26 protein-coding genes are annotated in these 26,216 nt (G+C 36.2%); 4 read left to right on the top strand and 22 right to left on the bottom strand.

Annotation, left to right across the window (positions count from 1 at the left end; all coding sequences use genetic code 11):
* Positions 1-68: 68 nt before the first annotated feature.
* The 9 genes from DBX25_RS12850 to DBX25_RS12810 all read right to left on the bottom strand — a co-directional run bounded on the left by DBX25_RS12850 (position 69) and on the right by DBX25_RS12810 (position 9,749).
* Positions 69-503 (bottom strand): BrxA/BrxB family bacilliredoxin, encoded by a 435-nt coding sequence (locus tag DBX25_RS12850; protein WP_108671203.1) that lies wholly within the window; start codon positions 501-503, stop codon positions 69-71.
* Positions 504-744: 241 nt separating this feature from the next.
* Complete coding sequence (gene ilvD / locus DBX25_RS12845; protein ID WP_108671202.1) at positions 745-2,457, bottom strand: dihydroxy-acid dehydratase; 1,713 nt, start codon at positions 2,455-2,457, stop codon at positions 745-747.
* Positions 2,458-2,895: 438 nt separating this feature from the next.
* A complete protein-coding gene (locus tag DBX25_RS12840) occupies positions 2,896-4,026 on the bottom strand; it encodes a conserved virulence factor C family protein (RefSeq protein ID WP_108671237.1) in 1,131 nt (376 codons plus the stop codon).
* Between the two features lie 13 nt (positions 4,027-4,039).
* Positions 4,040-5,929 (bottom strand): ABC-F family ATP-binding cassette domain-containing protein, encoded by a 1,890-nt coding sequence (locus tag DBX25_RS12835; RefSeq protein WP_108671201.1) that lies wholly within the window; start codon positions 5,927-5,929, stop codon positions 4,040-4,042.
* Entirely contained in the window at positions 5,926-6,573 is a 648-nt protein-coding gene (locus DBX25_RS12830; protein WP_108671200.1) for an HD domain-containing protein, read from the bottom strand. The genes DBX25_RS12835 and DBX25_RS12830 overlap by 4 nt, the downstream gene beginning before the upstream one ends.
* Positions 6,574-6,735: 162 nt before the next feature.
* Positions 6,736-7,440 (bottom strand): SGNH/GDSL hydrolase family protein, encoded by a 705-nt coding sequence (locus DBX25_RS12825; RefSeq protein WP_108671199.1) that lies wholly within the window; start codon positions 7,438-7,440, stop codon positions 6,736-6,738.
* 141 nt (positions 7,441-7,581) lie between these two features.
* Positions 7,582-8,427, bottom strand: a complete 846-nt coding sequence (locus DBX25_RS12820; RefSeq protein WP_108671198.1) for a DegV family protein — start codon at positions 8,425-8,427, stop codon at positions 7,582-7,584.
* A 193-nt stretch (positions 8,428-8,620) separates the two neighbouring features.
* Positions 8,621-9,097, bottom strand: coding sequence for a glutathione peroxidase (locus DBX25_RS12815; protein ID WP_108671197.1), 477 nt, complete (start codon positions 9,095-9,097; stop codon positions 8,621-8,623).
* 97 nt (positions 9,098-9,194) lie between these two features.
* Entirely contained in the window at positions 9,195-9,749 is a 555-nt protein-coding gene (locus tag DBX25_RS12810) for a hypothetical protein (RefSeq protein ID WP_108671196.1), read from the bottom strand.
* 212 nt (positions 9,750-9,961) lie between these two features.
* On the opposite strand from DBX25_RS12810, the gene metA reads away from it, so the two are divergent.
* Positions 9,962-10,870, top strand: a complete 909-nt coding sequence (gene metA / locus DBX25_RS12805; protein ID WP_108671195.1) for a homoserine O-acetyltransferase MetA — start codon at positions 9,962-9,964, stop codon at positions 10,868-10,870.
* A 60-nt stretch (positions 10,871-10,930) separates the two neighbouring features.
* Here the strand turns inward: metA and DBX25_RS12800 are convergent, their stop codons facing one another.
* The 5 genes from DBX25_RS12800 to DBX25_RS12780 form a co-directional block, all read right to left on the bottom strand.
* Positions 10,931-11,611, bottom strand: coding sequence for a class I SAM-dependent methyltransferase (locus tag DBX25_RS12800; RefSeq protein ID WP_108671194.1), 681 nt, complete (start codon positions 11,609-11,611; stop codon positions 10,931-10,933).
* A 117-nt stretch (positions 11,612-11,728) separates the two neighbouring features.
* On the bottom strand, positions 11,729-12,160 hold the full coding sequence (gene mntR, locus DBX25_RS12795; RefSeq protein ID WP_108671193.1) for a transcriptional regulator MntR: 432 nt from the start codon (positions 12,158-12,160) through the stop codon (positions 11,729-11,731).
* A gap of 96 nt (positions 12,161-12,256) precedes the next feature.
* On the bottom strand, positions 12,257-14,422 hold the full coding sequence (locus tag DBX25_RS12790; RefSeq protein WP_108671192.1) for a DNA topoisomerase III: 2,166 nt from the start codon (positions 14,420-14,422) through the stop codon (positions 12,257-12,259).
* A 100-nt stretch (positions 14,423-14,522) separates the two neighbouring features.
* Positions 14,523-14,699, bottom strand: coding sequence for a zinc-finger domain-containing protein (locus tag DBX25_RS12785; protein WP_108671191.1), 177 nt, complete (start codon positions 14,697-14,699; stop codon positions 14,523-14,525).
* A gap of 15 nt (positions 14,700-14,714) precedes the next feature.
* On the bottom strand, positions 14,715-15,368 hold the full coding sequence (locus tag DBX25_RS12780) for a reverse transcriptase-like protein (protein WP_108671190.1): 654 nt from the start codon (positions 15,366-15,368) through the stop codon (positions 14,715-14,717).
* 315 nt (positions 15,369-15,683) lie between these two features.
* Here DBX25_RS12780 and DBX25_RS12775 point away from each other — a divergent pair, with 315 nt between their 5' ends.
* Together DBX25_RS12775 and DBX25_RS12770 are read left to right on the top strand one after the other, a co-directional pair.
* On the top strand, positions 15,684-16,076 hold the full coding sequence (locus tag DBX25_RS12775; protein WP_108671189.1) for a reverse transcriptase-like protein: 393 nt from the start codon (positions 15,684-15,686) through the stop codon (positions 16,074-16,076).
* Between the two features lie 5 nt (positions 16,077-16,081).
* On the top strand, positions 16,082-17,002 hold the full coding sequence (locus tag DBX25_RS12770; RefSeq protein WP_108671188.1) for a DMT family transporter: 921 nt from the start codon (positions 16,082-16,084) through the stop codon (positions 17,000-17,002).
* A 53-nt stretch (positions 17,003-17,055) separates the two neighbouring features.
* On the opposite strand, the gene DBX25_RS12765 is transcribed toward DBX25_RS12770, so the two are convergent.
* From DBX25_RS12765 to DBX25_RS12730, 8 genes are all read right to left on the bottom strand, one after another.
* Positions 17,056-17,322 (bottom strand): DUF6123 family protein, encoded by a 267-nt coding sequence (locus DBX25_RS12765; protein WP_108671187.1) that lies wholly within the window; start codon positions 17,320-17,322, stop codon positions 17,056-17,058.
* A gap of 70 nt (positions 17,323-17,392) precedes the next feature.
* Positions 17,393-18,295 (bottom strand): 5'-3' exonuclease, encoded by a 903-nt coding sequence (locus DBX25_RS12760; RefSeq protein WP_108671186.1) that lies wholly within the window; start codon positions 18,293-18,295, stop codon positions 17,393-17,395.
* Positions 18,296-18,310: 15 nt separating this feature from the next.
* Complete coding sequence (locus DBX25_RS12755; protein ID WP_108671185.1) at positions 18,311-19,147, bottom strand: sulfurtransferase; 837 nt, start codon at positions 19,145-19,147, stop codon at positions 18,311-18,313.
* A gap of 14 nt (positions 19,148-19,161) precedes the next feature.
* Complete coding sequence (locus tag DBX25_RS21650; protein WP_276309607.1) at positions 19,162-19,608, bottom strand: DNA polymerase beta superfamily protein; 447 nt, start codon at positions 19,606-19,608, stop codon at positions 19,162-19,164.
* 7 nt (positions 19,609-19,615) lie between these two features.
* Positions 19,616-19,927 (bottom strand): DNA polymerase beta superfamily protein, encoded by a 312-nt coding sequence (locus DBX25_RS21645; RefSeq protein ID WP_108671183.1) that lies wholly within the window; start codon positions 19,925-19,927, stop codon positions 19,616-19,618.
* Between the two features lie 13 nt (positions 19,928-19,940).
* Positions 19,941-23,606, bottom strand: coding sequence for a dynamin family protein (locus tag DBX25_RS12740; protein WP_108671182.1), 3,666 nt, complete (start codon positions 23,604-23,606; stop codon positions 19,941-19,943).
* A 350-nt stretch (positions 23,607-23,956) separates the two neighbouring features.
* Positions 23,957-24,481, bottom strand: coding sequence for an isoprenylcysteine carboxyl methyltransferase family protein (locus DBX25_RS12735; protein ID WP_108671181.1), 525 nt, complete (start codon positions 24,479-24,481; stop codon positions 23,957-23,959).
* Entirely contained in the window at positions 24,474-25,568 is a 1,095-nt protein-coding gene (locus DBX25_RS12730) for a type III polyketide synthase (protein WP_108671180.1), read from the bottom strand. Before DBX25_RS12730 ends, DBX25_RS12735 begins: the two co-directional genes overlap by 8 nt.
* Before the next feature lie 195 nt (positions 25,569-25,763).
* Here DBX25_RS12730 and DBX25_RS12725 point away from each other — a divergent pair, with 195 nt between their 5' ends.
* Positions 25,764-26,216, top strand: coding sequence for a chemotaxis protein CheX (locus tag DBX25_RS12725; protein WP_108671179.1), 453 nt, complete (start codon positions 25,764-25,766; stop codon positions 26,214-26,216).

Here is a 26,216-nt window from a genome sequence, read left to right as displayed (position 1 = left end):
ATCCCTCTATTTGTAAAAATATGAAAAAGAAACGGTCTCTTCTAGTACCGTTCCCCTCAACTATAACATTATTTATTGTTTTCAAAAGCCTGTAATAGATTATCCATGATTTCTTCCATAGAATGACCTTCAATCTCATGACGTGGGATAAAATGAACGACTTTGTTCCCTTTCAAAACAGCCATTGATGGAGATGATGGTTCAAACCCAGTAAAATATTCACGCATTTTAGCTGTAGCTTCCTTATCTTGTCCAGCGAAAACTGTCACAAGATGATCCGGTTCTTTTTCAGTACGAACAACAGCTTGAGTTGCAGCAGGTCTTGCCAATCCTGCAGCACATCCACAAACAGAGTTTACCACTACAAGAGTCATACCTTCCGCACTTTCCATAAAGGTTTCTACTTCTTCAGCGGACACCAGTTCCTTAAATCCTGCTTGCACCAATTCCTGTCTCATTGGTTGCACCATTTGTCTCATATATTCTTCATATGCCATTGACATTCTTCATCGCTCCATTCAAGATCTATTCAGTATTGTAAGCATACTATATTCCTTTTGACACTTTCAATCTTTTCATCCTTGCAATATTAGTCGAAATTAGTTTTTATCATGAAATTACGCATTTAGAAATATTCATTCGACCTAAGCTTTACATGTGCTTGGCTCTTTTTTTGATTTACAAATCAATGAGGTGTCTACTGCCCCTGAAAATTGGAGTTGTAGACACCTCATTATATATTTATTAGGACTTTATCGTCTCTCTAATCGATTCTACTTCAAATAAATCGGTCACTGCTCCTTTAGAAGCACTGCTAACTAATCTAGCATATTTGGCAAGTGTACCTTTAGCCATGAGTGGTGGTGCCGTCCAATTTTTTCTACGTTCTTCCAAAACTTCACCTGTCACGTGAACTGTGAGCGATTGACTAACACTATCAACCGTTATCAAATCACCATTTTCGATAAAAGCAATTGGTCCTCCAACTTGAGCTTCTGGTGCAATATGGCCAATAACAAGCCCATGCGTCCCGCCAGAGAAGCGGCCGTCTGTTAGTAATGCAACAGATTCACCTAATCCTTTTCCAACTAACATAGCTGAAATGGACAGCATTTCAGGCATACCTGGCCCGCCCTTTGGTCCTTCATAGCGGATTACCAATACATCCCCAGCTTCGATATCTCCTTTAAGGATTGCTTCTGTTGCACTTGGCTCATCATCAAATACCTTTGCAGGTCCTGTCATAGAAGAGACTTTCAAACCAGATACTTTTGCAACCGCTCCTTCTGGTGCAAGATTTCCTTTCAAAACAACCAATGGCCCATGCTTTTTCAAAGGTTCATTCACTGGATAAATAACTTTTTGGCCCTCTACTAAATCAGGCTGATCTTGAAGGTTCTCTGCGAGCGTTTTTCCTGTAACAGTCAAGCAATCACCATGTAATAAACCTTCTTTTAGCAGAAGTTTCATTACTGCAGATACACCTCCAGCTTCATGTAAATCTTGCATTACATATTTACCGCTTGGTTTTAAGTCAGCGATATGCGGAACTTTTTTCTGAATACGGTCAAAGTCCTCTAAAGATAAATCCACTTCAGCAGAATGAGCAATAGCCATCAAGTGAAGGATAGCATTAGTAGAGCCGCCAAGGGCCATAACCACCGTTATTGCATTTTCAAACGCTTCTTTTGTTAAAATATCTCTTGGATAAATATCTTTTTCTAACAAATTGTAGACTGCCTTCCCTGCTAAATAGCAATCATCATGTTTTTCAGTGGTTTCAGCAGGATTGGATGAGCTACCTGGTAAACTCATTCCTAAAGCCTCAATCGCACTAGCCATTGTGTTTGCCGTATACATTCCTCCACATGATCCTGAACCTGGGCATGCATGGCATTCAATTTTATGTAATTCTTCTTTATCAATACTGCCTTGATTGTATTTTCCTACCCCTTCAAAAGCGGAAACGATATCAATATTTTGATTATGTAATCGTCCTGGCTTAATGGTCCCTCCATAAACAAATACTGCGGGTAAATTCATCCTTGCAATCGCCATCATACAGCCTGGCATGTTTTTGTCACAACCACCAATTGCAACAAAACCATCTAAGCTTTCTCCACCAACTACTGTTTCGATCGAATCAGCAATCAAATCACGGCTAGGCAATGAGTATCGCATACCTTCAGTTCCCATGGAGATTCCATCTGAAACAGTGATTGTATTGAATATCATAGGTGCTCCACCAGCATCCTTTGCTCCTTGTTTCGCCCTACGTGCCAGTTCATCGATGTGAATATTACATGGTGTCACTTCGCTCCACGTACTGGCAACTCCAATCATCGGTTTTTTGAAATCCTCATCCGTAAATCCAACCGCACGCAACATGGCTCGATTAGGTGCCTTCGTCTCTCCCTCACTGATAACCTTACTTCGTAACCTTAGATCTTTAGCCATTTGCTGATCCCTCCATATTTTTATATTCCAATATAGAGTTTTTTTGAATTAATTGCAATAATTTTCATAAAATTTAATTAATTTAACTTAATATCTTCTTTCTTGAAAAAACTAGTTAGTGTTGGGTCCATATGAACTATTGGAGCACCCCATGTATTCAATAACAGTTAATAATACTTTCGAAAACATAAGATTTACTTTCAACTTTCATAAAAATACTTTCAAAACATAAGATTTACTTTCAGCTTTCATAAAAATACTTTCGAAACGATCATTTTTTCCGATTGTTCGACGTATGCCTTAGTGTAACAAGTCGATTACCAATCTAGCTTCTAGCCTCTCCAGCTATCTAATTCTCTCTTGAAATTATATTCTAATTAAAAAGTACAAAAAAGACCCAAAGCCTTAATAATAAGTCTTTGAGTCCCTACCAAATAACTAATTTTCACGAAGCTCAGTCATTTGTTTCCAGATGGATCCTTTTGCTTCTTCACCAGTTTTAATTCTTTCAATTGCCATTTTCACTTGCATTGCTACTTCAAATTCAGGATCATTTTCTGCTTCTTGAAGTGCAGGTAGCACGGACTCATCGCCTTCCTCATAAAGGAACATTGCAGCGCGCCAACGTACCAGTTTGCTGCTATCTTTCAAAGCAAGACTCATTTCGTTCATAGCCTCTTTAAATCCAAGATCTGATAAACAGTCTCCGGCTGTTCTACGGACAGAAACTGACGAATCCTTCAAGGCTTTATATAAAGCAGGTAAAACGGAGGTATCTTTAATCATCCCTAAGTAAACGGTAGCCAGTCTTCGAATAGAAGCTTTCTCATCGTCAATTGCCATTTCCAAAAGAGGCAAATCTTCTAACTCTGGATCCTCCATTTGCTCTAAAGCTTGATAGCGGATTTTCCAATCCTCATCTTTTAATATTTCAGAGGTTAATTTTTTCTTTTCACGCTTTCTTAATGTTTGCTGCCTTTGCTCAGTGTCCAAAGCTATTTTGACTAATTCTTGTAGTCGTTCCGTTGGATATGCAGCTGTAATTTCTTCAAGTACAGTATTGCCTACCTCATCCGTATTTCCGTATCGTACTCCGTAGTCTTTCCATTGACGAAGCATAACCACATTATCTTCAGGAAGCCTTGCAGCTGAAACAGCCGTTATAAAATACTCTGGTAACCCCACTCGCACTTCCTGTTCTCCATCATTCAATTTGATTTGCATCGGTATCCCTTTAAACATCTGTATATGCACAGATATTTCCCCATAATGAGACAACGGTCCTTCCTCGGCTTGCCCCATTTCAGAATCTCCTTCGCCAAATACACGACGAACTGAAGCCAGAATTTGTTTCCAGTCAAATTTAGGATTACGCTCAATCGCTAGGAAGTCTGCCACATGATAGACTCCTTTTACACCCTCGATTTCTAAAATAGATTTTATATAGCTAGGTGCATGATCCTTATCTGAAACTTTATAATTATTACTTTTTCCAGCAGTAAGCTCTTCATCTAGTGTAATTTTCATTGTATTTGGACTAGGAGTAGGTTCTATAGAAATAATCTTCATTTGATCACGTCCTTTACTCTTCCATTTTTTCTGATAGGTAAGACCATCGTTCAATCAAAGATTCCAGTTTTTCCGTTAATTCAGTTTCCTCTTTCATGAACGCGGCTGCTTTCTCAAAATCCGATCCTGTTTGCTGAATTTCTTTTGCAATAACTTCTAATCTTTCCTCAACTTTTTGAATATCGGATTCAATTGTTTCCCATTCGCGCATTTCCATATAGCTTAATCTTTTCTTCTTTTTCGTTTCTTTGATTGGAGCAGGTTCAAGAGCCTGTGTTTTCTCTTCCGTGTTTGTGGGCTCTTCTATTTTTCCTGATTCCAAATACTCAGTGTACGTTCCATAGTAACGAGAAATTTCACCATTTCCTAAGAAAACAAGAAGTTCAGTTGTCACTTTGTCGAGGAAATATCGGTCATGGGAGACTGTAATCACAACTCCTGAAAAACTTTCCAAAAAGTCTTCTAAGACTGTTAAAGTTTCAGTATCTAAATCGTTCGTTGGTTCGTCCATTAATAATACATTGGGTGATGACATCAATATTCTTAATAGGTACAATCTTCTTTTTTCCCCACCGGACAATTTAGAAATAGGAGTTCCGTGAGAATGCAATGGGAATAAAAATCTTTCGAGCATATTAGCAGCTGAAACTAATGATCCATCTTTAAGTTTAATTGCTTCTGCTTCTTCACGGATATATTCAATCATCCTCATACTTTCATTAAGGTCGACGGTTTCCTGTGTATAATACCCTATTTTAACCGTTGTCCCTTGCTCGATTTCACCAGCATCAATCGTTTCCTTACCAGCGAGGATATTTAATAAGGTAGACTTTCCAGCACCATTCTTACCAACAATCCCAACTCTGTCACCTGGCTTTAATAAATATGAGAAATCCTTTAAGACACTTTTATTTCCAAAATCCTTGTAAACATCCTTCAATTCGATTACTTTTTTTCCAAGTCTACTTCCCATTAAGTCCATTTCTAATTTTTCTGTAGAAGACCTTTGACTGACTTCTGTCTCGAGTTGGTTAAATCGGTCAATCCTGGCTTTTTGCTTGGTTGTACGAGCTTTTGCTCCACGTCTAATCCAAGCTAATTCTTTTTTAAATAGACTCTCTTTTTTTAATTGCATACTCTGTTCATTCTCTTCGCGGATTGCCTTCGATTCCAGGTAGTCAGCATAGTTCCCTTTATATTCGTATAAGTTCCCGTTAGCTAGTTCCCATATTTTCGTAGAAATATTGTCAAGAAAATATCTATCATGGGTAACAAATAAAACAGATTTTTGGTACTTCCCTATGTACTGTTCAAGCCACTGAATACTTTCAAAATCCAAATGGTTTGTCGGTTCGTCTAGTATGAGAAGATCAGAATTTTCGATAAGCGCTTTGGCTAATGCAACCCTCTTTTTCTGTCCACCTGATAGGTTACCAATCATAGCATTGAAATCATTCATCCCTAGTTTTGTCAGAATTGATTTGGCTTCTGCATTTCTTTCCCAGCCATTCATTTCATCCATTTGGTGCTGTAGTTTAAATAATCTTTGTTGAACAGTTTCATTTTCAGGTTGTTCTTGTAAATCCTGTAGAGCACCCTCATATTCACGTATTAGTTTAAACAAAGGTGTTTCACTTTTAAATAGATGATCGATGATTGATTCATTCTCATCAAACTCTGGCTCTTGTGGTAAATAAGAGATTGTATAATCACGTGGATGGTCTTTTATGCCTTGGTCGGCTTCTTCTTGTCCAAAAATAATTTTTAGTAAAGTTGACTTCCCAGTACCATTGACACCAATAATCCCTATTTTGTCACCTTCTCTAATAGAAAAAGAAAGTCCAGCAAATAAGGTTTTATCGCCTACTGTTTTTTTTACATCTTCCATTGAAAAAATCTTCATACTTCTGCATCCCATTCTTTATAAAATTGTTCCAAAAATGATTCCATGTAATCGTGCCTTTTTTGAGCCATCTCTTTACCAGTCTTTGTATTAAAAAGGGCTGATAGCTTCAAAAGCTTTTCGTAAAAGTGATGGATAGTAGACGACTTAGCATTACGGTATTCTTCAAGTGTCATCTCTTCCCTAACAGAAATAGAAGGATCAAATAACGGTCTTCCTTTTTTGCCTCCATAGGCAAAAGCCCGTGCAATTCCAATAGCACCGATTGCTTCTAAACGATCGGCATCCTGAACGATTTCTGCTTCTAGTGAGGTTGGTGGGGAATTATGACCACCTTTATATGACACTTCTTGGATAATTGTTTTTATTTGATTGCTTATTTGTATTGGAACTTCTTGTCCAGTAAACCATTCATCAAGCAGTTTCCACCCTTGCTCAGTCCCATCATTCAATTTTTCGTCTGGAACATCATGCAATAGTGCCGCTAATTCTATGACACTTGTATCGGCAATTCCTTCTTTAATGGCTATTTTTATGGAAAGCTTTCGGACTCTGTCACAGTGGTGGTAATCATGGCCAGAGGCATCTTTGCCTAATTTGGTTTTCACAAACAACTCAGCTTCTTTTATTAACTTTTTTTGCATCTCGATCTCCTTAACATTGCAATGACCCTATTGTACCACGATTAGTTGAATAATGAGGAATGATGGATTTTGATTAAAAAACAAAACAAAAAAAGAAGACCCATTTTCATGATGAGTCTTCAATTCCTTGTATGTTGTAATGCTATAACATATTTTACTTGTTTAATTTCTACTTAAATAATATTTAACTGAGTAAGAAATCATATCATGCCCTTTTTGGGACCAATGGTATCCATCAGGCGCAACTAGACCACTGTTCAAAAGCTGTGCATCTGAACCCGCACCGCCTCCCGCTTTAATCCAGGCATTTACATAGTTATCAATAAGTTGTACTTTTTGTGCTTTAGCAACTTTGCGGATAATTTCATTGTAGCCGTTCATCCATATGCGTATTCCACCTTTATCTGCATACAAATGTTTCTTTTGAGGATATTTACTATAATAGAGTGATTGTTGTACCGGAATATTAGTCATTAACAAAACTTTGACTTTTTTTGCTTTTAATTGCGTAACCATGCTAGTGATATTTTTTTCAAAGGTTATTTTATCAACCTGTGGCTTTCCATTGTCAAATAACAAGCCATCGTTTAATCCGAACATGATTGAGATGGTATCAGGATTTTTTGACAGCACGTCGACGTTGAACCTCTTCAAAGCTCGATTTGTATAATCACCACTTACCCCTGCATTGATGGCTCCAGTCTTTATAATCCATCGATTATTTAAATCGTATCCGTAGGTTTCAAAATAGGAACCAATGGTATTGCTGTCTCCATAAGCTACAAAACCATCTGCCTCAACTTTGGATGTATTTACAAAAAATAAGAGACTGGCAGCAATAGTTAAACTTAGTAATATTTTCTTCAATTTCTTCCCCCTTACTTAAGCACATTTTGTCATAATTAATATAAAATTAAAAGTTAATAAAGAAAGGGTTTCAATATTCAGTTTTTCTGCCATCAAATCAATCTCAAAAAAAGAGCCCCATTAAAGGGCCCTCTCTATATCCTACTCATTATACCAGCTAATACCTAAAGTATTTCCACCTGCATGGACACCAATTGCTGTACCTAATGCGCATTTGTGAAAGTAGATGTTAGGATAAAGCGAAGTAAGTTCTTCATACCATTCTGTTGTTTGGGATTCATCATTTCCATAAAGGATCATGCACTCTTTCACTTCACCCTCTGATATAGCTCTTTGTAAATATGAAAAGATTTTCTTTTGAGCCTGTTTTTCACTTCGAACTTTTTCTTTACTAGAAAGCTTACCAGCTTCAATGGAAATTATCGGTTTAACGTTTAACATACTGCCCAAGAAGTATTGTACACCATTCATTCTTCCGCTTCTGTGCAGCTGGACTAGGTCTCCTATCAAAACATAAGTCTCATTTTTCTGTTTCATTTCATCGATCTTACCTAATGTTTCTTCAGTGGAGATACCTTCAGCCAGCCATTTCATAGCTTTTTTCATTAAAAAGGAAATAGGGTACGATAGAATCAATGTATCAATTGTATGGACCGGGATATTAACCATTTGTGCAGCCTGTTGACTTGAAGAAACTGTTCCACTTAGAAAGCTTGAAACATGGAACGAAAAAATTCTGTCATAGGACTCTTCTAATTTCTTATACAATTCATAAAACGTTCCTACAGAAGGTTGAGAGGTTTTTGGAACCGCTTTCTTTTCTTCCATTAAAGCAAATAAATCCTTAGGATGAATATCTACTCCGTCCAAATATTCTTTCCCTTCTACAAATACCATCATTGGAATTACGAATACATCTGGATGGTCCTTTAATTCTTCATCTAAAAAAGTTGTGCTATCGGTAACCCAAGCTATTTTTTCTGTCATATTAATCACCCTTTTTAACTAGTAATCTAGTTTATGCTCATTCATTACTATTTAGATTTCTAACTTTATTGGAAATTTCCTTTATTTTTTCAGAAAAAATACTTTTCATTGAATAATATTATTGGATTATTCTAATTTTTTAATTCACACAAACAAAAGACCAAGCGAATTACGCTAGGCCAAATGAAAAATATTATAATAAACTTTCAATATCTTTTTCGAATTCGAATGGTTTTGTTTTCGGAGCGAACCTACTCACTGGCTTTCCTTTACGGTCAACGAGGAATTTGGTGAAGTTCCACTTTATGCTTTTGGAACCTAAAAGGCCCGGAGCTTCATCCGCCAAATACTTAAATAGCGGGTGTGCATCCTCTCCATTCACATCGATTTTAGAAAACATAGGAAAAGTCACACCATAATTCAAGCGACAGAAAGACTGAATATCTAATTCGTCCCCTGGCTCTTGACCCATAAATTGGTTACAGGGAAAACCTAAAATCTCAAATCCTTGATTACGGTATTTTTCATAGAGCTTTTGAAGTTCATCATATTGGTTCGTAAATCCACATTTACTGGCTGTATTCACAATCAAAAGGACTTTACCTTTATAATCTTCCATAGACACGCTGGATCCATCGATGCTTTTTGCTTCATATTCATAAATAGACATTGGTTTGCCCTCCAATACGGAAATAATTTAATTGTACATGAGAAAAATAAACTGTTCCAATTTCAGTATTTCTTTGAAAACTAATACTATGCTACATTTATATTTCTGTGTGACTCTCTAATTCTTCCAAAGACTTAATTACATGGGTAACAAGACCAGATAATTCATTCAATTGGTCTTCAGTCACAAGTCTTGCAAACTGGACCGTTGAATATATTAGACTATCCCGATAAATACCATTTTCAAATGTCTTTTCTTCTTTAATAATAATGTCACGGGTTTCTCCCCACTGATCCTTAAGTACTGATGTCAATTTTTGAATGCTATCCATTGAGGGCAATATCACCGGGATAGCAAAATGTATCTTTAAATTCGCACCAGCATTCTTCCCAACAGATGAGTTTTCATTCGCTAGTAATTCGGCTGCTAAATTATTTAAAGAAGACATCAATACTAAACTCGCAGTTATTTTCGGATTCTTTGTTTCTTTAGAAGGTCTAAGATTAAAGGCTATTTTGAAACATCTAGATAATTGCGCTAAGTCCAATGTATCATTACGATTGTTTACCAAGATAACCCCATCTAAATCTTGATCATACACAGCACCCTCAAGGACCGTTTTCATATTATCAAAGGCTGTCGGATCAAACATGTTGTATCACTGCTTTCTACAGATATCAAAATTTTGTTGGTTTATGAACACATTTTATACATATTCCTTTTGAATTTCCATTAATTACTCCTATATGGGACTTGTAATTAAATTAAATAATTAAAATGACATTGATAAAACAATGAATCTATATATAATGAAGTCATTAACCGATTTTGAATTTTCAGTCTTATGAACGGAGGTTATGTTTCTTGCCAATTAAAATACCAAATGGGATACCCGTGAAGGAAATTTTAGAACAAGAGCAAATTTTTGTAATGGATGAAGAACGTGCGGACCACCAGGATATACGACCATTAAATATAGCCATTCTTAACTTGATGCCGGAAAAAGAAAAGACTGAGGCACAATTGTTAAGATTGTTAGGAAATACTCCCCTTCAACTAAATGTCACATTTATTAAATTAGCATCACATCAGTCAAAAAATACGAGCAAGTCCCACTTGGATAAGTTTTATAAGTTTTATTCTGAGGTTAAGGACCACAAATTCGATGGTTTAGTTATTACTGGTGCACCAGTAGAAAAACTACATTTTGAAGAGGTGGATTATTGGGAAGAGTTAAAAGAAATTATGGACTGGTCTACAAAAAATGTTACGTCCAACCTACATATCTGTTGGGGAGCTCAAGCTGCGTTGTATCATTATTACGGCATACAGAAATATGAATTACCTAGAAAATGCTCGGGAATATTTGCTCATTCTGTTACCAATAGAAATGAAAAAATAGTCAGAGGGTTTGATGATGTATTTATTGCCCCTCATTCACGTTATACCGACGTAGCGCGCAATTCATTGGTTAGTAGGAATGACTTAATGATTCTAGCAGAATCAAAAGAGGCAGGAATCTTGTTAGTGTCTTCTAAGGATCGTAAACGAATTATGGTCACTGGGCATTTGGAATATGACGTAGAAACATTAAGGGATGAGTACGAAAGAGATAGCAAGAAAGGTCTCGATATTCATGTACCGGAAAATTATTTTCCTAACGATGACCCTAAAGAAATTCCCTTGCAGCAATGGAGAAGCCATGCGCACTTACTGTTTTCAAACTGGCTTAACTATTATGTCTACCAGGAGACACCTTATCAATGGAAATAGCCCACTAGTTCATCTCAAAAAAGGATCATTTCTCATGATTGAGATTGATCCTTTTTGGCACTATTTCTTTTTTAATATGAATAACCACATAAAACAAACTGCCTGTTGCAATTCCTTCGGCAAATACATCAGTTGTTCCAGTTTAGCTTCTCTTTTTTCAACACCTAGGTCAGCAATTAGTTCCCAGCCATTTTCTTCTGCCAATCTAGCGAACTCCCAAGGCATCATAGAATTCATAATAATCTGTTCACCGTAAAGACGTTTATAACTATGCGCCTTTCTTGGTGCAGCAGTCGGACCTAATATCCCAAAACAGGAGACGCCACCTGGCTTTACTATTCTTTTGATTTCATTCAAGGAATGTAATGGATTTTCAGTCCATTCTAAAGAATTGATGGCCATAGTTCCATCCAATGATTCCGGATCCAATGGAAGCTGATTCAAATCGCCTTGTATAAAATGAACCTCGTTTAAACCCTTGACCTTTTCGTTTGCTGTTTCCACCATTTCACTTGATAAATCCAATCCTATAACTTTCATTCCATGTCGTGCAAGTTCTATTGTTCCATATCCGTCACCACAACCTAAGTCAGCGATAAAAGCTCCATTTTCCAAATGACTCACAAAGAACGGAATAATAGTTTTTCTACTTCCCTTTTCCCACATTTCTTTAGCATTGCTCGACCATTCTGCAGCAAATTGGTCCCATTGTTTTTCAGCTTCTTTATGCCAAGAATTCATAGATACGCACTCCTCACTATTCTGTCATTCCTGTACCGTTAATTATATCAATATTCAAACAATTAGCTAACAAAAAAGGATTGCACAGTAATAGTCTATGCAACCCTTTTTTACATTTTAATTCTTTTGATTGTCCTCATTTTGTTTTTGGATGGCTTGGAGCTGATTAATTCTTTTTTCATCCTCTTCAAAAAATTGAACTAGATCCCCTATCCTGTCTATCGCATCCCAGCTTAAATGATGCTCTATACCTTCAACATCTCTATAGATATTTTCCTCTTTTACACCAATTGTTCTTAACAACTGTTCTAGCAAATCATGGCGATATACAAGTCTTTTGCCAATCTTTTTGCCTTTTGGAGTTAAAATTAATCCTCTATATTTTTCATAAACTAAATATTCTTCTTGATCTAGCTTTTGAACCATTTTCGTCACGGAGGATGGGTGTACTGACAAGTTTTCTGCAATGTCGGAAACCCTTGCATATCCTTTTTCTTCAATCAGTAAATAAATTTGTTCTATATAATCCTCCATACTAGGTGTTGGCATCCCTTATCCTCCCATTCAAAACACATATCATTAAAAATTTTACTATACTATTATGGACATAACAAGGATTGGGACTCTTTTTCCATCGTAAGGAGATTATCCATACTGGAATGAAACCTTTCCTTCTCTCAAACAAAGCCTTGCAGTAAACACTTTATCTTCTTTTTTAAACCCTTCTATTTGTTCAGTGATTCCATCTTTTAAGAGTAGACGAATATTTTTTTGTGTTATAGATTTACCAAGCATTTTTTTCGAAATCGTAAACTTGCACTGGTTCTTTGTATATTCACTGCAACCAAAGAAAGTTCCTTTGTCTATAATACTCCCATTACATACGGGGCATTTTCCAAGTGGATTAGCTTTTTTAACTACTTTTTTTCCTTTTCGAACCATTGTTTTTGACATGCTTTCCATATCAAATTCTTTAAAATCCCAACTTGCTTCGTTTTCAATGGCGTCATGTATTAGCTTTGTGGAAAGTTTTTTTACTTGATTCATAAATTCCGAGGGAGCTGCATTCCCATCTCCTATTTCTTCAAGTCTTGTTTCCCATTTAGCCGTCATTTCAGGAGAAGCTAGTATGGTTTTCCCTACTGCCTCGATTAAAACCATTCCTTTATCTGTAGCATAAACTTGGTTCTTTACAACTGAAATATAACCTCGATCCTTTAGAATTCCAATGATTCCTGCTCGTGTGGCTTCAGTGCCTAATCCTTCCGTCTTGTTTAGCATGGCTTGAAGCTCTTGGTCCTCAATATGTTTACCAGCCGTTTTCATTAGGGTAATTAGCTGCCCTTCAGTGTACCGTTTGGGAGGTTGTGTTTCTCCTTTTTTCACTTTAGCTTTTTTGACACTACCTTCCTCACCCGACTCAAGAGTAGGCAGATCTTGTTCCTCATCTTTTTCTTTGCTTTCTTTTTCAAATAAAACTTTTCGCCAACCATCCTGTATTTTCTCTTTACCCTTTGTTATGAATTCAGCTCTCTTATCTACCAACGTATGAACGGTTGTATAGTCAAATATCGCTTTAGGATAGTGCGCCGCAATTAACCGCTTTGCAATCAATTCATAAATTTTCCAATCATCTCCACTTAATCTTCCCTCTTTCGGGACTTGTTCAGTAGGGATGATTGCATAATGGTCCGTTACCTTTTTTTCATTCACATATCTTTTGTCATTCATGATAGATTCTTTAGGCAATGGGAAAAGAGATGAAAAATCTTTGAATTTCGAAAGCTTGTTCAAAATGTCCGGAAAACCATTGGCCTCTTCCTTAGTAACAAAGCTAGAATCACTTCGCGGGTAAGAGATCACGCCTTGGACATAGAGTTTTTGAGCAATATCAAGGGTTTTTTTGGGAGGGAATTTATATAATTTGTTTGCTGTCGCTTGCAAGCTAGATAAGTTAAATAAAAATGGGGGAAGATATTCTTTTCTTTCCTTTTCTATACTTGAAATAGTGGCCGGCTTTTCCAAACAGAATTTTTGAATGGCTAATGCCATCTTTTCATCTTCAATGCGAGTTTCCTTATCTTTATGCCATTTCCCCGAGTATTTTTTCCCGTTTATTGAAAAATCACAAATGACTTCCCAGAACGGCTTGGAAGTAAATTGTTGAATTTCTTTTTCCCGTTTGACAATTAACGCTAATGTAGGTGTCTGAACTCTTCCAACAGAAAACACGTCCTGGATGCCTTTTTTCTGAAGAAGTAATGTGTAAACCCTTGATGCATTCATGCCAATTAGCCAATCCGCACATTGCCGACTTAACGCTTCATGATAAAGATTTCTTGTTTTATCTTCTTCTAAAAGATTAGAAAACCCTTGTTTTACTGCATTTTCAGTCAAAGAGGAAATCCATAGCCTTTTCAATGGTTTATGGTTTCTGCATTGACCTAGAATTATCCGAATGATTGCCTCCCCTTCACGTTCAGCATCACCTGCAATTATGATTTCTGATACACTTGGATTCTGAACAAGCCCCTGAATGACTTTGAATTGTTTCCATTTTGCTTTCATAACACGATGCTGAAATTTATTAGGTATGATAGGTAAGGTATCAATCTTCCATTTTTTCCATGATGCATCATATTCCTCGGGAGGTATCAATTCACATAAATGACCAATCGCCCAAGTTAAAAATGCACCTTTTGGGAATGTATCATTAGGTGTAATTTCTACAAACCCATCTTTTTTCTTAAAGCTGTATGGTGCAGCCAGCTTTAACCCTTGATCGGGCTTTTCTGCAATGATTAGTTTCATGTTTCACCTCTTACGACCATCCTTTTGTTACTTTAATAGTATCATAATTGTTTTTTTGGGGTAATAAAAAGGAGGTGTAATTCACCTCCTTGTCAAATGTCTATGATAGTTTCTTTCCAATAGTTTTTAGCTTTTGACCTACTGTGCAGTTTGTGATGCAAAACTTATGGGCATTATTCCTTCCTAACTCTTTTCTATGATGGGAATATACAAAGCAGCCTTCACAATAAGATGTCAAAACGTCTTGGACTTCATTGAATATCCTTTTTCGATTCATCTCCGTTAACCCTTTCTATATCTCAAGTGTACTTTTGATTATCGTCCCTTGAAGGGCCTGTGTGGCTAGTTTATCCGCTTCACTGTTAAGCTTTCGACTTATCGGTTCGTACTTTGGATGAATGGATAAGGCTTGAAGTTTTTCTTCAATTCGATCAAGCCATTTATTGAAATCATCTTCAAAGCATGGCCAATCACCTGCTAACTGATTTAACACTACTTGTGAATCTCCTTTAAAAGTTACCGCTTGATGGTGAACTCCTAAATCCTCTAACGCTAATACACCATCGTAAAAAGCAGCGTATTCCGCTTCATTATTCGATGACAGTCCTTCTAATACTTTATTCAATCTTAATCGTAGTTTTCTACCATTTTGTGTATAGTAAATGACTAGCCCACTCCCTGCCATTCCCTCTTCCTTTAGGTATCCTCCATCAAAATAAACGACGACATCCTGTGGATCATCTTTTGTTTCTTCTAATAATTTTTTCAATTCTTTTTTCGTCCATATTGTACCGATTTCATCTTGGAATTCTATTTCATAAGCTCGCCCTGTTTTTTCAAGGTCTTCCATAATGACAATTGCTTCCCCAGCCTGTAACCACTCGGAATAAAATATAGTTGATGGTTTTTTAGACTGCGTGAATTTCCATTGTATTTTCACCTGCATGCTATCATTCCTTCCACATTTGAGAAGTTACTATTTAGTCGTTTTTATAAACGCTATTCAAATACTATCAACTCAGACTTTAACAATAATTAAACAAAAAAAACAACAAAGATTACGAAAACAAACTTTCAAAAAATTTGGTACAGAGACTTTGATTATGATATTTCTCATATTACCCAAAATAGATTATTATCCTTCATTATTAACTTTTTTTATAAGCATTGAAATGCATTTTTAAATACTTTATATAACCACTATTTTTCATATAATTTATGATAAACTACATAGGTATATACTTAGGGAGGCATCTTTGTCATGATAGAAGTTTATATTGATGGTGCAAGTGCAGGCAATCCCGGTCCTAGTGGAGCTGGCATATTCATAAAAAACAATGGGCAGGTAGAGAGATTCTCTATTCCTTTAGGTGAAATGGAAAATCACGAAGCGGAATATCATGCGTTAATTAAGGCCTTAGAAATTTGTGTAGAAAAAGGGTTTCAAACGGTATCGTTCCGAACAGATTCACAAGCAATCAGTTCAGCGGTAGAAAAGGAATTTGCTAAGAACAAACGTTATGCTCCTTTACTTGCAAAGGCAATGGACCTTTATCAACAAATTCCACTTTTTTTTATAAAGTGGATACCGAGCTCTGAAAATAAGACTGCTGATGAATTAGCTCGAAAGGCTGTACAATTAAATAAAGGGTGAAAACGATGAATAAAAAACTTCTTGCAGATAGTACATTATTATTGGTTGTTTTTATTTGGGGAGCTACATTCGTCCTCGTCCAAGATGCGATTTCTTATTTAGAGCCATTTAGTTTCAATGCTGTCCGTTTTATACTGGCCTTTATTATTCTATATTTATGGTTTTTAGTAAGGAAAAAACATAGCGTTGGATTTTCTAAACCCTTGTTGTTTGCAGGAATAAAAATGGGAATATGGTTATTCATTGGATATGCCTTCCAAACGTTTGGACTTTTATATACAACCCCAGCTAAGGCAGGTTTTATTACAGGGTTGAGCGTGATCCTTGTACCTTTATTTTCATTGTTCCTACTAAAACAAAAACCTCATAGAAATGCTGTCATTGGGGTAGTATTTGCAGCGACAGGACTATATTTAATGACAGCTATCCAAACGTCGAACATTAATACAGGAGACATTTTAGTCTTTATTTGTGCAATTGGGTTTGCCATGCATATCATTACTACCTCAAAATTTGCTGGCATCTTTCCCGCTTTAGAATTGACATTAATTCAAATTCTAACGGTTGGTTTACTATCTACTGGCTTTAGTGTAGGCACAGAAGATTTTAGCAGAATGATTGATATAGGCATATTATCTCAACCAGAAGTACTTTCGGCTTTGGTTATTACTGCTGTATTGGCTACTGCTTTCGCGTTCTTGGCCCAAACCTTCTTCCAAAGCTATACATCACCTACAAGAGTAGCCCTGATATTTGCTATGGAACCCGTATTTGCTGCTATTACGTCTTACTTATGGATTTCAGAACGATTCACTACAACCACCTTGATTGGCTGTTTGTTAATCTTTGCTGGGATGATACTGGCTGAATTACCAAATAAACCACGAAAAAAGGACACCTTGATTAAAGAAAAGGTGTCTGCATAAATTTGTACTATTTAGCCGTTGGTATTTCCAACGGCTTTTATTTTACTGTTTCTTTATACCAAAACTCCAAATTGTTCTGCCACGTATAATGCTTGCTGCCGATTCTCCACTTTCTGGTGTGTCATGGATTCAAGCAAGGAAACATAAAAACTCCCATCAAATTGTTTCTGAGCTTTCAAGGTCATTTCTATACAGACATTCACTAGCCAATCTGGTGCATTTGTATATTGCTTGCCAAAATAGATAAAGCCTATTGCTTCATCTGCGAAATGAAACCCTTTGTCCTCTAAGAAGTAAATGTAGTCTTCAACTGTCTTCATGTTCTGATTGATCCCTCACAAAACTGTTTCTTTTTCCCTCCTACATAATACCCTAGATTCAATAGTATGACTATATCAATGCAAAAGGATCAGAGGAAGGACTTGGGATATACCTATAAACCGTCTTAAATTCATGGAACTTGAGCATAGCTTGTACTTTTTCATTGTCATATTTGTAGATTGCGCTTTCCAAAGGACACGAAATCGGAACGTCGCATTTTATTGCGGCAAGCTTTCTTGACATATGAAGAAGTTCTACAGCATCCTCAATCTTTGCACGTTGAGTTTTAGTCAGTTGTGTTATGTTCTCTAATATTCCTTCAATATGGTCAAACTGTTGAAGAAGCTTAATAGCCGTCTTTTCACCGATCCCTTTTACACCTGGATAATTATCGGATGGATCACCCATCAAAGCTTTCAGATCAACCATCTGAGTTGGTGTAATTCCTTTCCATGCAAAGAACGTTTCCTCGTTATGGACCTCGTAATTGCCATATCCTTTTTTCAAAAGAATCACTGAAACGGAAGGATCTAAAAGTTGTAATAAGTCTTGATCTCCCGTCAAAATTTGAATATGGTGTTCCTCTTTATGTGAATTAGTAAGAGATCCAATGCAATCATCGGCCTCAAATCCCTCTAAACCAATATTCGGGATGTCAAAAGCTTCAACAGCTTCCTTTACTAAATCGAATTGTGGCAATAATTCTACAGGAGGAGCAGGGCGATTGCCCTTATAATCCTGGTACATTTCTGTTCTGAAAGTTTTAGAGCCCATATCCCAACAAACTGCTAAACGGGCCGGCTGGAATTTATCCGCAGCCATAAGCATGTGCTTAAGAAACCCTTGTACAGCATTGGTTGGGACACCTTTGGAATTGAACATGAACTGTCCTGTCATCGCTGTAGAATAAAATGCACGAAATAGAAGTGCCATGCCATCAATTAACATATAAGTAGACTTTGATTCTTTCAAATTGAATACCTCACTTTAAGTTTCCTTTTCTACTGGATTTTCAGGGTAAGAAACCCAGTCACTATAACTTCCAATGTATACCTTGACTTTTGGGAATCCAGCTTCCTTTAAAGCTACATAATTAGGAGCAGCCGTTACCCCTGAACCGCAATAAACGATGATTTCTTTATTAGGATCAAGGTGTTTAAATCGTTCCTTTTGTTCTTCAGATAGTAAAAATTTCCCTTCAGATAATCCGTTCATCCAGAAATTATTGATACTTCCAGGAATATGACCCGCAATCCGATCAATTGGTTCTTCTATACCTTTATAACGTTTCTCATCCCTTGAATCTAACAAGATGGAATTTGAAAGTTGCCCTAGACTGAAACTCTTCACCTCATTATATGCTGCAAGAATCTGAGGATTTATATTCAAAGAATAGTTGCTTCTTTCTCTTTGATTTTCTATTTTTTCCAAAGGTAAATTTGACTTCTTCCAATCGGCAAGTCCACCATTTAAGATATATACCTTTTCGTGGCCAACATATTTCATCATCCAATAAAAACGAGATGCATAAGGACTTAATCCGTCATCATATGCAACAATGGTATCACTGGGAGAAATTCCACTTTGCTGAAGCTTTTCTTGAAAAACATGTAAATCTGGTAATGGATGCCGTCCTCCATGTGTTTGGACTGGCCCAGACAAATCTTCCTCTAAATCAAAGAATACCGCACCAGGTAAATGCTCCTTTAAAAAATGATTTTTTCCGAATGTAGGATTTCCTAATTGAAAATGGCAGTCTACTAAAATGATATTATTATTTGTTAATTGATTCATTACCCACTCTTTTTCAACAAAAATGCTCATATTAGGCCCCCTACTCATACTTGCAAAATCCGCCAGATTTCTCGGTTCAATAACGATTCCGCATTTTCACCAATCGGGAGTTGTGCTAATTCGTTCTCAATCCCGGGGAGTTGTTTATTTAGAAAATCATGAATGCTGTGTATTGGAACTTCCTCTATACCTGTACAATGCTTTTTACTAGCAATAGCAAGTCTAAAATCCTCAGCAACCCTACCTTCGATTGGTATGCGATCTAGTAAAGTTGATAACTGCAGACTTTTGACTAGTTTTCGGTGCTTCAACAGGTTCCTTAGCATACAAAAGCATCGAATAGCCTGGATACAAACTTTTACTTCCATTATCCCAACCTGCTCCATCGTCTCAAGTTTTTTCACATTTTTTATTAGCATTTGATAGTAATGATAGCCTAATGATTTCAAGGAATAATGTTGTTCCATTGACCTCCGAAGAGTGTCACCAATGCCTTCATCATACAGAACAAGTTCCTGTCGTCAACCATTCGAACATTCCCGGATTGCTTTTATGGAAAAGATGAGATGCCTTAAAGATATCCCACCCTTCCATTTCAATAGGTGTACATGTTTGTAATAAAACATCGCTTGGTCTAGTTAAGGATAGATACTTTCTTCTGTCTTTTTCGACATAAATCCATTTCACATCAAAATCTGAGTTGGAATTTGATAATCCATAGGCATGACTTCCTACGATCGATGCAAAAAGAACTTGTTTATTTTCCATATCTGCTTGCTTTTGAATAGATTCCATTACTTTTAGATGCAAGAAATCACTCCTACTATTTCAGCAGTTCTTTCATATCTTTTACAAGGATTTCATATTCTTCAATGTTACTGGAATTTAGTAACGTCTCATTATAACCTTCGAATATCTCTTCTACGCTTCTAATGAAGTGTTGTTTAATGGCTAGAATTTCTGATTCAATACTTGATCCGTAGTAGGTTTTTAAGGAATGACCTTGTTGGTCCGCATAATCTTGCGCTGGATTTTTCAAACCCTCTTGAAGGGCATCTGACATTTTTTGTTTCTCATTCTTTTCGAAGAAACTTTTAGTGTTTTTAAATAGCGAAAGTTCTTTCTTGAAATCACTCGCTTTTAGCGTCTTGAAAGCATCTTCAAAGTGTAAGGCTTCTAATTTTTTCAGTTCTAAAAAAGAGAGATTAATACCTCTTCTTACCTTTTGAATTTCTTGTAATAGTGCAGATTGTTTTTGCTGTAATAGCTTTTGAATATATAATTCAACTCTGAAGGCTGTTGCTCTCATCTCTTGGGCCAAATCAAACCCTAAGCTCTCCTTTAACTCTGTAAAAGAGGCTTGTAATGCTTGCTTTAAGTCCCTACCGTCATCCTTTATAACAGCTGGATTAAAAGACTCCTTAAAGAAATCACTAAATCTTAAGAATACCCTTTGTCTTGCATAAAATAATAGCTCATCTACTTCCTTATGCATTCTTCCCAATTCAACCTCAGAATCTACTTCATCAACAACACTTCTCATAGCTGCTAATTCTGCTTTAAAGGCTTGTTTTGTCTGCTCCTTTTGCTCATGAGATTGTTTAGCGGTCATCAGCATATCTTCAAGCATTAACACTGCATTGGAAACAGAGTTCATAGCAGAAGAAATGGCTAGGTCTGTTAGTTCATAAGAAATGAACCTATAAAATGCCTCTTCAAAATGCGACATGCCACTATCTTTCAAGAAAGCATGCTGGAAACAAGTATTTCCTGTTTTTTCAGCAATTGCCTCCTTACTAGATATCGGATAAATCTTAGGAAATCGAATTCCAAATCCTAATAACTGCTCTTGAATATATGTCTTAACATCTTCACATTCCTCTTCAGTCTGTGCCAAGTCCACTGCATTTAATAAAAAGAACATTTTATCCATTGCAAAAGAATCCTTTACCCTACCTAGTTGAATTAAGAATTCTCGATCGGCTTTTGAGAATGGATGATTGTAATATGTGACAAACAAAATGGCATCGGAGTTTTTAATATATTCGAACGCTGCGTCCGTATGGCGCGCATTAATGGAATCTGCACCTGGTGTATCAACAAGTACCATACCATTTCTAGTAAATTCACAATCCCAGTAAAGTTCGATCCAGTCTACTAGACAGGACTTTGTTTCATTCGCTGCAAAATCCTGAAATTCTTGCATATCAACCATTATTTCAGTTCCGAACTGTCCTTTATATAACGGATAGCCAGAAGCAAATGCTTTAATAAATGAAAGATGGGCTTTTTCTCGTCCATCCCCACTATCATCATAACTAAAATTGCGGGAAATATGGTAAGCATCTTCTAAATCCTTTGGAGACAATTTAAAAGCGTTCATTGCAATTTTGATGTCTTCAAATAACATTTCTTCACTTTTCAAACGTACTTTTGCAGTACCATGGTCGTGCCCCTCTGTTGGAGGAACGATTTTATTGATGACAGCAGTTGTCGGATTTGGTGATACTGGAAGGATTCGCTCTCCTATTAATGCATTTGCAAAACTTGATTTACCTGCACTGAATGCACCAAACAAAGCAATGGTAAAGGTTTGATTATCTAGTCGCTTCGCTTTTTCTTGTAATTCCTTTGCAAGTTGTGAAAAGCCTTTAACAGGTGATAGAAACCTTGCTGCTTGAATTAGCTTCTTTGTTGCTAGTTCAAGCTTATGCTTCCCATTTCCTTGAGTATGATCTCCATGAACCATAACCTCGTTTGCAACTTCTTCTTTTGTATTAATCGATGGTGCTAACTCTTCTTTTGGGTTTGAGATAATTCTCATTATCTTTTCATCATTTGCCCATTTTTCTAAGATTGGTTGTGGATCCATGTTTTCAGGAGCATGTGTGAGAGCTTGTTGAAACTCCTGTGAATATTGTGCTAAACGTATTTTTCCATGTTTTACTTTTTCACTCGCAACAACAAATTTCTCTATTTCATTCATTCTTGCTGTCATCTGGGACAATTGCTCTTCTAATGCTTTATTATGCTCTTTCTGAATTTCTTCAAAAAATCTCCTAGCCAATTGTCTTGCCTGTTTTTTTAATAAATCCGCCACTTCGTTACTAAATAGAAGGACATAATCACCTGTAATTGTTGATTGTTCCTTAACCATGTCTTTAATTTGTTGTTCAGGAAGTGCTATTGATATCTCTTGAATGGACTTTTCAAGATTAGGCAAATATAAATTCAAATTATTGATTGCAGACAAACAGAGTTCCTTAATGGACCAGTCAAGCTGTGTCTGAATTCTTTCTTTGAGACTGTCAAATAGATTTTTCTCTCTATCCAATCGTGTTTGTTCAGTCTTCCCTTTTGAAAAAAGAAGCCCTACTTTGAAGGTTTTTTGCTGAGATTCAATAAACATACGAATTAATTCACGTGTTTCCGCTGGCATTAAGTACGCATTGTTTAGCGTTTTGCTTAATTCCTCTTGAAATTGTTGTTCCATTTCCAATCGGCTTGAATATATTACCTGCTTTGATTTTTTGAGATTTGTTAGCTCTGTTTCCATCGTCATTAATGAATCTACATCGATATATTCTAGAAGTTGGATTTCTTCAGAAAGCCGCTCTTCATTTTGGTCTTGTAGCCAATGTATATGCTGTTCTACTAATCTTTCAGCTGATTTAAAAATAGAATTAAGTGTGAAATCGTCACTCCAATTTACACTTTCAAACATGAGTGATTTAACAGTCTGGATATCGTTTTTTGGATGATCCAAATCTCTTACTGACGTATAGAATATTCCTTCTGGCTTAACATTCCATTCAGCAAAAGCTTGTTCCACCGAATTTTGAAATGTATCAAAGCTCAATTCTTTATCTTCGTGCTTGTCAATCATGTTGACGATTAAGTATAGTTTTTTCCCTGCATCAGTCAGTTCTTTCGTAAATAAAAAATTCACTTCAGATTGTACATGATTATAGTCCATTACATAAAAAATGATATCCGCTAAATGCAATGCTGATTCTGTAGACACTCGATGGGCATCATCTGTAGAGTCAATGCCTGGTGTATCCATAATAGAGCATTTAGAAGGTAATGGAAACACCGGGGAGGAAATATGAATTTCCTTTACTGCGTCTCCATCCTTACAGTATTTTTTTACTTCTTTTAAGTCATATGGGGCAGGAAACAGTGCAGGTTCGTCATGAAAATAGAATACTTTAGCAAATTCCTCTCCACTCATGACTTTAACTAGGTTTGCACTAGTTGGGATTGGACTAGAAGGCAATACTTGCTCCCCCAGCAGAAAGTTGATCATGCTCGATTTTCCAGCTGAAAAATGACCACAAAGAGCTATAATATGTTCCCTTTCATTGGTTTTTTGTATTAACTGTTTCATTTTTTCTGCACTTTGCAAATCTCCGTTTTTCTCAAATGTTTGAAATATTGAAAAGAGAGATTGAATTAAAGTGTTATGATTCATAGTTGTTTTAATCATTATTATTTTTTCCCCTTGTTTTACGATATGCCTTCATTGTAATCGATTTCTGAACAAAATAAAATGACCAGGGGCAAATGCTCTGGTCATAAACAAAATTACTTTTTATGATATTAAATCGTTTAATTATTTGAATTCACTGCGCCTTGAACGTTGTTTAGAACGTGTTTCATTACAAGACTATATGTAGCAATCGTTGATGCCACTAATAACCACACCATGTCATGCACCGCCTTTGACAGTTTAATTTAAATGAGAATAATTTTCATGTTCAATTAGATAGTATCAAAAACGATAATCATTTTCAATAAGTTTTTTTACCATAGTTAACTTATGCTTTCATTCCAACTTCATTTTCGAAAATGATCACTATAATTTGTTAATGTTCTTAAAGCTTGTTCTTCCATCGGAATTCTTACTAACATCATTACAGCATTTGCAAATGAAAATAGAACGAAGGTGAAGACTGCATTAAATAATAGAGAAACCACTGCAATTTCAAGTGCAACAATTAAATAATTTGGATGTCGCAAGTAACGATATGGTCCCTTTTTAACGATATTTGCATTTGGAATAACTATTATCTTAGTGTTCCAATACCTTCCTAAAGAATAAAGAGCCCATACTCTAATAATCTGGGCAAGTATAAATACGATTAAAAGTAATAGCCAAATCCTAGATGGAGATTTATGAAATAATGTCACTTCCATAAACAAGGATATGAAAAATAGAGTGTGCATAGCAATCATCCAAATATAATGCGTCTGCCCAAATTCCACCCCACCATTTTTTTTCATCCATTTTTCATTACTTTTAGCAATCCCTAATTCAATGGCACGTTGTAGAAGGATAAATAATAAAAACCATTTAAACATTCTCCCACCTCACCAATACTTGTTCTGAAGAGAAACCAGGGCCAAGTGCGGCAGCTAATCCATATTCGCCTTCTGAAACATTCCGTTCCATAAACCTTTCCATTACATACAAAATGGTAGCGGAAGACATATTTCCAAACTCCTTTAATACTTCTGAAGAAACCTTTAGCATATCTTCATTAAAACCAAGTGAATGTTGGTAAGCATCCAACACTTTTTTACCGCCTGGATGCGCAATAAAATGCGATACATCATGTAAAGATAGTCCATTGTCTTGTAAGAATTCTTCAACATTAGGCTTAAGCCAGCTTTCAATAATAGTTGGTATATCTTTAGAAAAAATTACGTACAACCCATTATCCTTAACCTCCCACCCCATTACATCCAAAGAATCTGGCATTAGTGTCGAACAGGTAGCTAAAATTTGCGGAACATGATTGGATTTTACATAATTTCTTGCATTTGATTCATCACCGCAGACTAATGCGCAAGCGATACCATCAGCAAATAACGAGGTCCCGACTAAATTACTTTTAGATATATCATCTTTTTGGAATGTTAAACTGCATAGTTCTACACAAAGAACGAGTACGCTTTCTTTTGGATATGCCTTACAGTAATCAAAAGCCCGAGCCAATCCTGCTGCCCCCCCAGCACATCCTAGCCCCCATAAAGGAATTCGCTTTATATGTGGTGAAAAAGAAAGATGATTCATGATTCGAGCATCGATGGTTGGGGTGCTGATTCCAGTGCTGGAGACAAATATGAAAGCATCAATTTGTTCTTTATGATATGTATTTGTAAGAAATTGTGGGTTACATAGGCATTCCTGAATTGCCATTGCTCCATATTCCGTAGCAATTTTAATATATAATTCATTTTTTTCTTCAAATCCATGTCGATTTCTAAACCAATCAAGTGGCATGGCAAAATGTCTGGAATCGACCTGGCCATTCTCAAAGATTTTCATCAATCTATTAATATCCTTGAAGGAATTTCCAAACATTTCGTGAGCAAATTCCATTGCATTCGATTGGGAGATTTTATTTGGCAATTTTATTGAAGACATACTAATTATAGAGGGCATACATCTTCCACCTTTTACTATGATAAGGATATCTTATCCAATTCCATATTTTTGATTCTTTATCTTCTAGGAAGTAAGTCGTGACTTTTTAATGAATATATTAATAAAAATCAAAAAATTTATTATTTTCATAGACTTTATACTCATCTTTTTTGGTATTATTAGATGTAAGTCATCGTTTTGGAGGAAGTTCAAATGTCAATTAGTGCATCTATTACCAATGTTTTGAATGGTACCATCGATTCGGTAAAATCTGTGATTCCCCTTCCTATTCAAATAGATAAGCCAACGCTGATAAAACAACCTTATAAGCAGGTTTCTTTAGGAGTCCTAATTGGCATGACCGGTGATGTAAGAGGAAGATTGATCATTGAAGGAAATGAAGAAGTAATCGGAAGAATTGGACAATCTATGTTCGGCATGCCTATTGAAGGTGAGATGCTACAATCTTTTGCTGGAGAGCTGGGGAATATGCTAGCAGGAAACTTAGCGACAAGCATCGCACAGAAAGGGGTAGAAATGGACATTACCCCACCAACAGTGCTATTAGGCGAAACTAAATTATTTGGTTTCGAAAAAGCTCTTTGCCTCCCATTATCGTTTGAGGATATTGGAAAAATGAGCATTATCCTAATGGTAGAAAATTAA

Source organism: Peribacillus acanthi (assembly GCF_003073175.1).
GTDB lineage: Bacteria > Bacillota > Bacilli > Bacillales > DSM-1321 > Bacillus_BN > Bacillus_BN acanthi.
The sequence above is the reverse complement of the archived record's forward strand: the minus strand, read 5'-3'. Positions and strand labels throughout refer to the sequence as shown.

Coding starts and splice junctions, on each gene's coding strand:
- DBX25_RS12850 (WP_108671203.1), bottom strand. CDS start 503: ATGTCAATGGCATATGAAGAATATATGAGACAAATGGTGCAACCAATG.
- ilvD (WP_108671202.1), bottom strand. CDS start 2,457: ATGGCTAAAGATCTAAGGTTACGAAGTAAGGTTATCAGTGAGGGAGAG.
- DBX25_RS12840 (WP_108671237.1), bottom strand. CDS start 4,026: ATGAAGATTATTTCTATAGAACCTACTCCTAGTCCAAATACAATGAAA.
- DBX25_RS12835 (WP_108671201.1), bottom strand. CDS start 5,929: ATGAAGATTTTTTCAATGGAAGATGTAAAAAAAACAGTAGGCGATAAA.
- DBX25_RS12830 (WP_108671200.1), bottom strand. CDS start 6,573: ATGCAAAAAAAGTTAATAAAAGAAGCTGAGTTGTTTGTGAAAACCAAA.
- DBX25_RS12820 (WP_108671198.1), bottom strand. CDS start 8,427: ATGACAGAAAAAATAGCTTGGGTTACCGATAGCACAACTTTTTTAGAT.
- DBX25_RS12815 (WP_108671197.1), bottom strand. CDS start 9,097: ATGTCTATTTATGAATATGAAGCAAAAAGCATCGATGGATCCAGCGTG.
- DBX25_RS12810 (WP_108671196.1), bottom strand. CDS start 9,749: ATGTTTGATCCGACAGCCTTTGATAATATGAAAACGGTCCTTGAGGGT.
- DBX25_RS12800 (WP_108671194.1), bottom strand. CDS start 11,611: ATGAATTCTTGGCATAAAGAAGCTGAAAAACAATGGGACCAATTTGCT.
- mntR (WP_108671193.1), bottom strand. CDS start 12,160: ATGCCAACACCTAGTATGGAGGATTATATAGAACAAATTTATTTACTG.
- DBX25_RS12790 (WP_108671192.1), bottom strand. CDS start 14,422: ATGAAACTAATCATTGCAGAAAAGCCCGATCAAGGGTTAAAGCTGGCT.
- DBX25_RS12785 (WP_108671191.1), bottom strand. CDS start 14,699: ATGAATCGAAAAAGGATATTCAATGAAGTCCAAGACGTTTTGACATCT.
- DBX25_RS12780 (WP_108671190.1), bottom strand. CDS start 15,368: ATGCAGGTGAAAATACAATGGAAATTCACGCAGTCTAAAAAACCATCA.
- DBX25_RS12775 (WP_108671189.1), top strand. CDS start 15,684: ATGATAGAAGTTTATATTGATGGTGCAAGTGCAGGCAATCCCGGTCCT.
- DBX25_RS12770 (WP_108671188.1), top strand. CDS start 16,082: ATGAATAAAAAACTTCTTGCAGATAGTACATTATTATTGGTTGTTTTT.
- DBX25_RS12765 (WP_108671187.1), bottom strand. CDS start 17,322: ATGAAGACAGTTGAAGACTACATTTACTTCTTAGAGGACAAAGGGTTT.
- DBX25_RS12755 (WP_108671185.1), bottom strand. CDS start 19,147: ATGAGCATTTTTGTTGAAAAAGAGTGGGTAATGAATCAATTAACAAAT.
- DBX25_RS12740 (WP_108671182.1), bottom strand. CDS start 23,606: ATGATTAAAACAACTATGAATCATAACACTTTAATTCAATCTCTCTTT.
- DBX25_RS12735 (WP_108671181.1), bottom strand. CDS start 24,481: ATGTTTAAATGGTTTTTATTATTTATCCTTCTACAACGTGCCATTGAA.
- DBX25_RS12730 (WP_108671180.1), bottom strand. CDS start 25,568: ATGCCCTCTATAATTAGTATGTCTTCAATAAAATTGCCAAATAAAATC.
- DBX25_RS12725 (WP_108671179.1), top strand. CDS start 25,764: ATGTCAATTAGTGCATCTATTACCAATGTTTTGAATGGTACCATCGAT.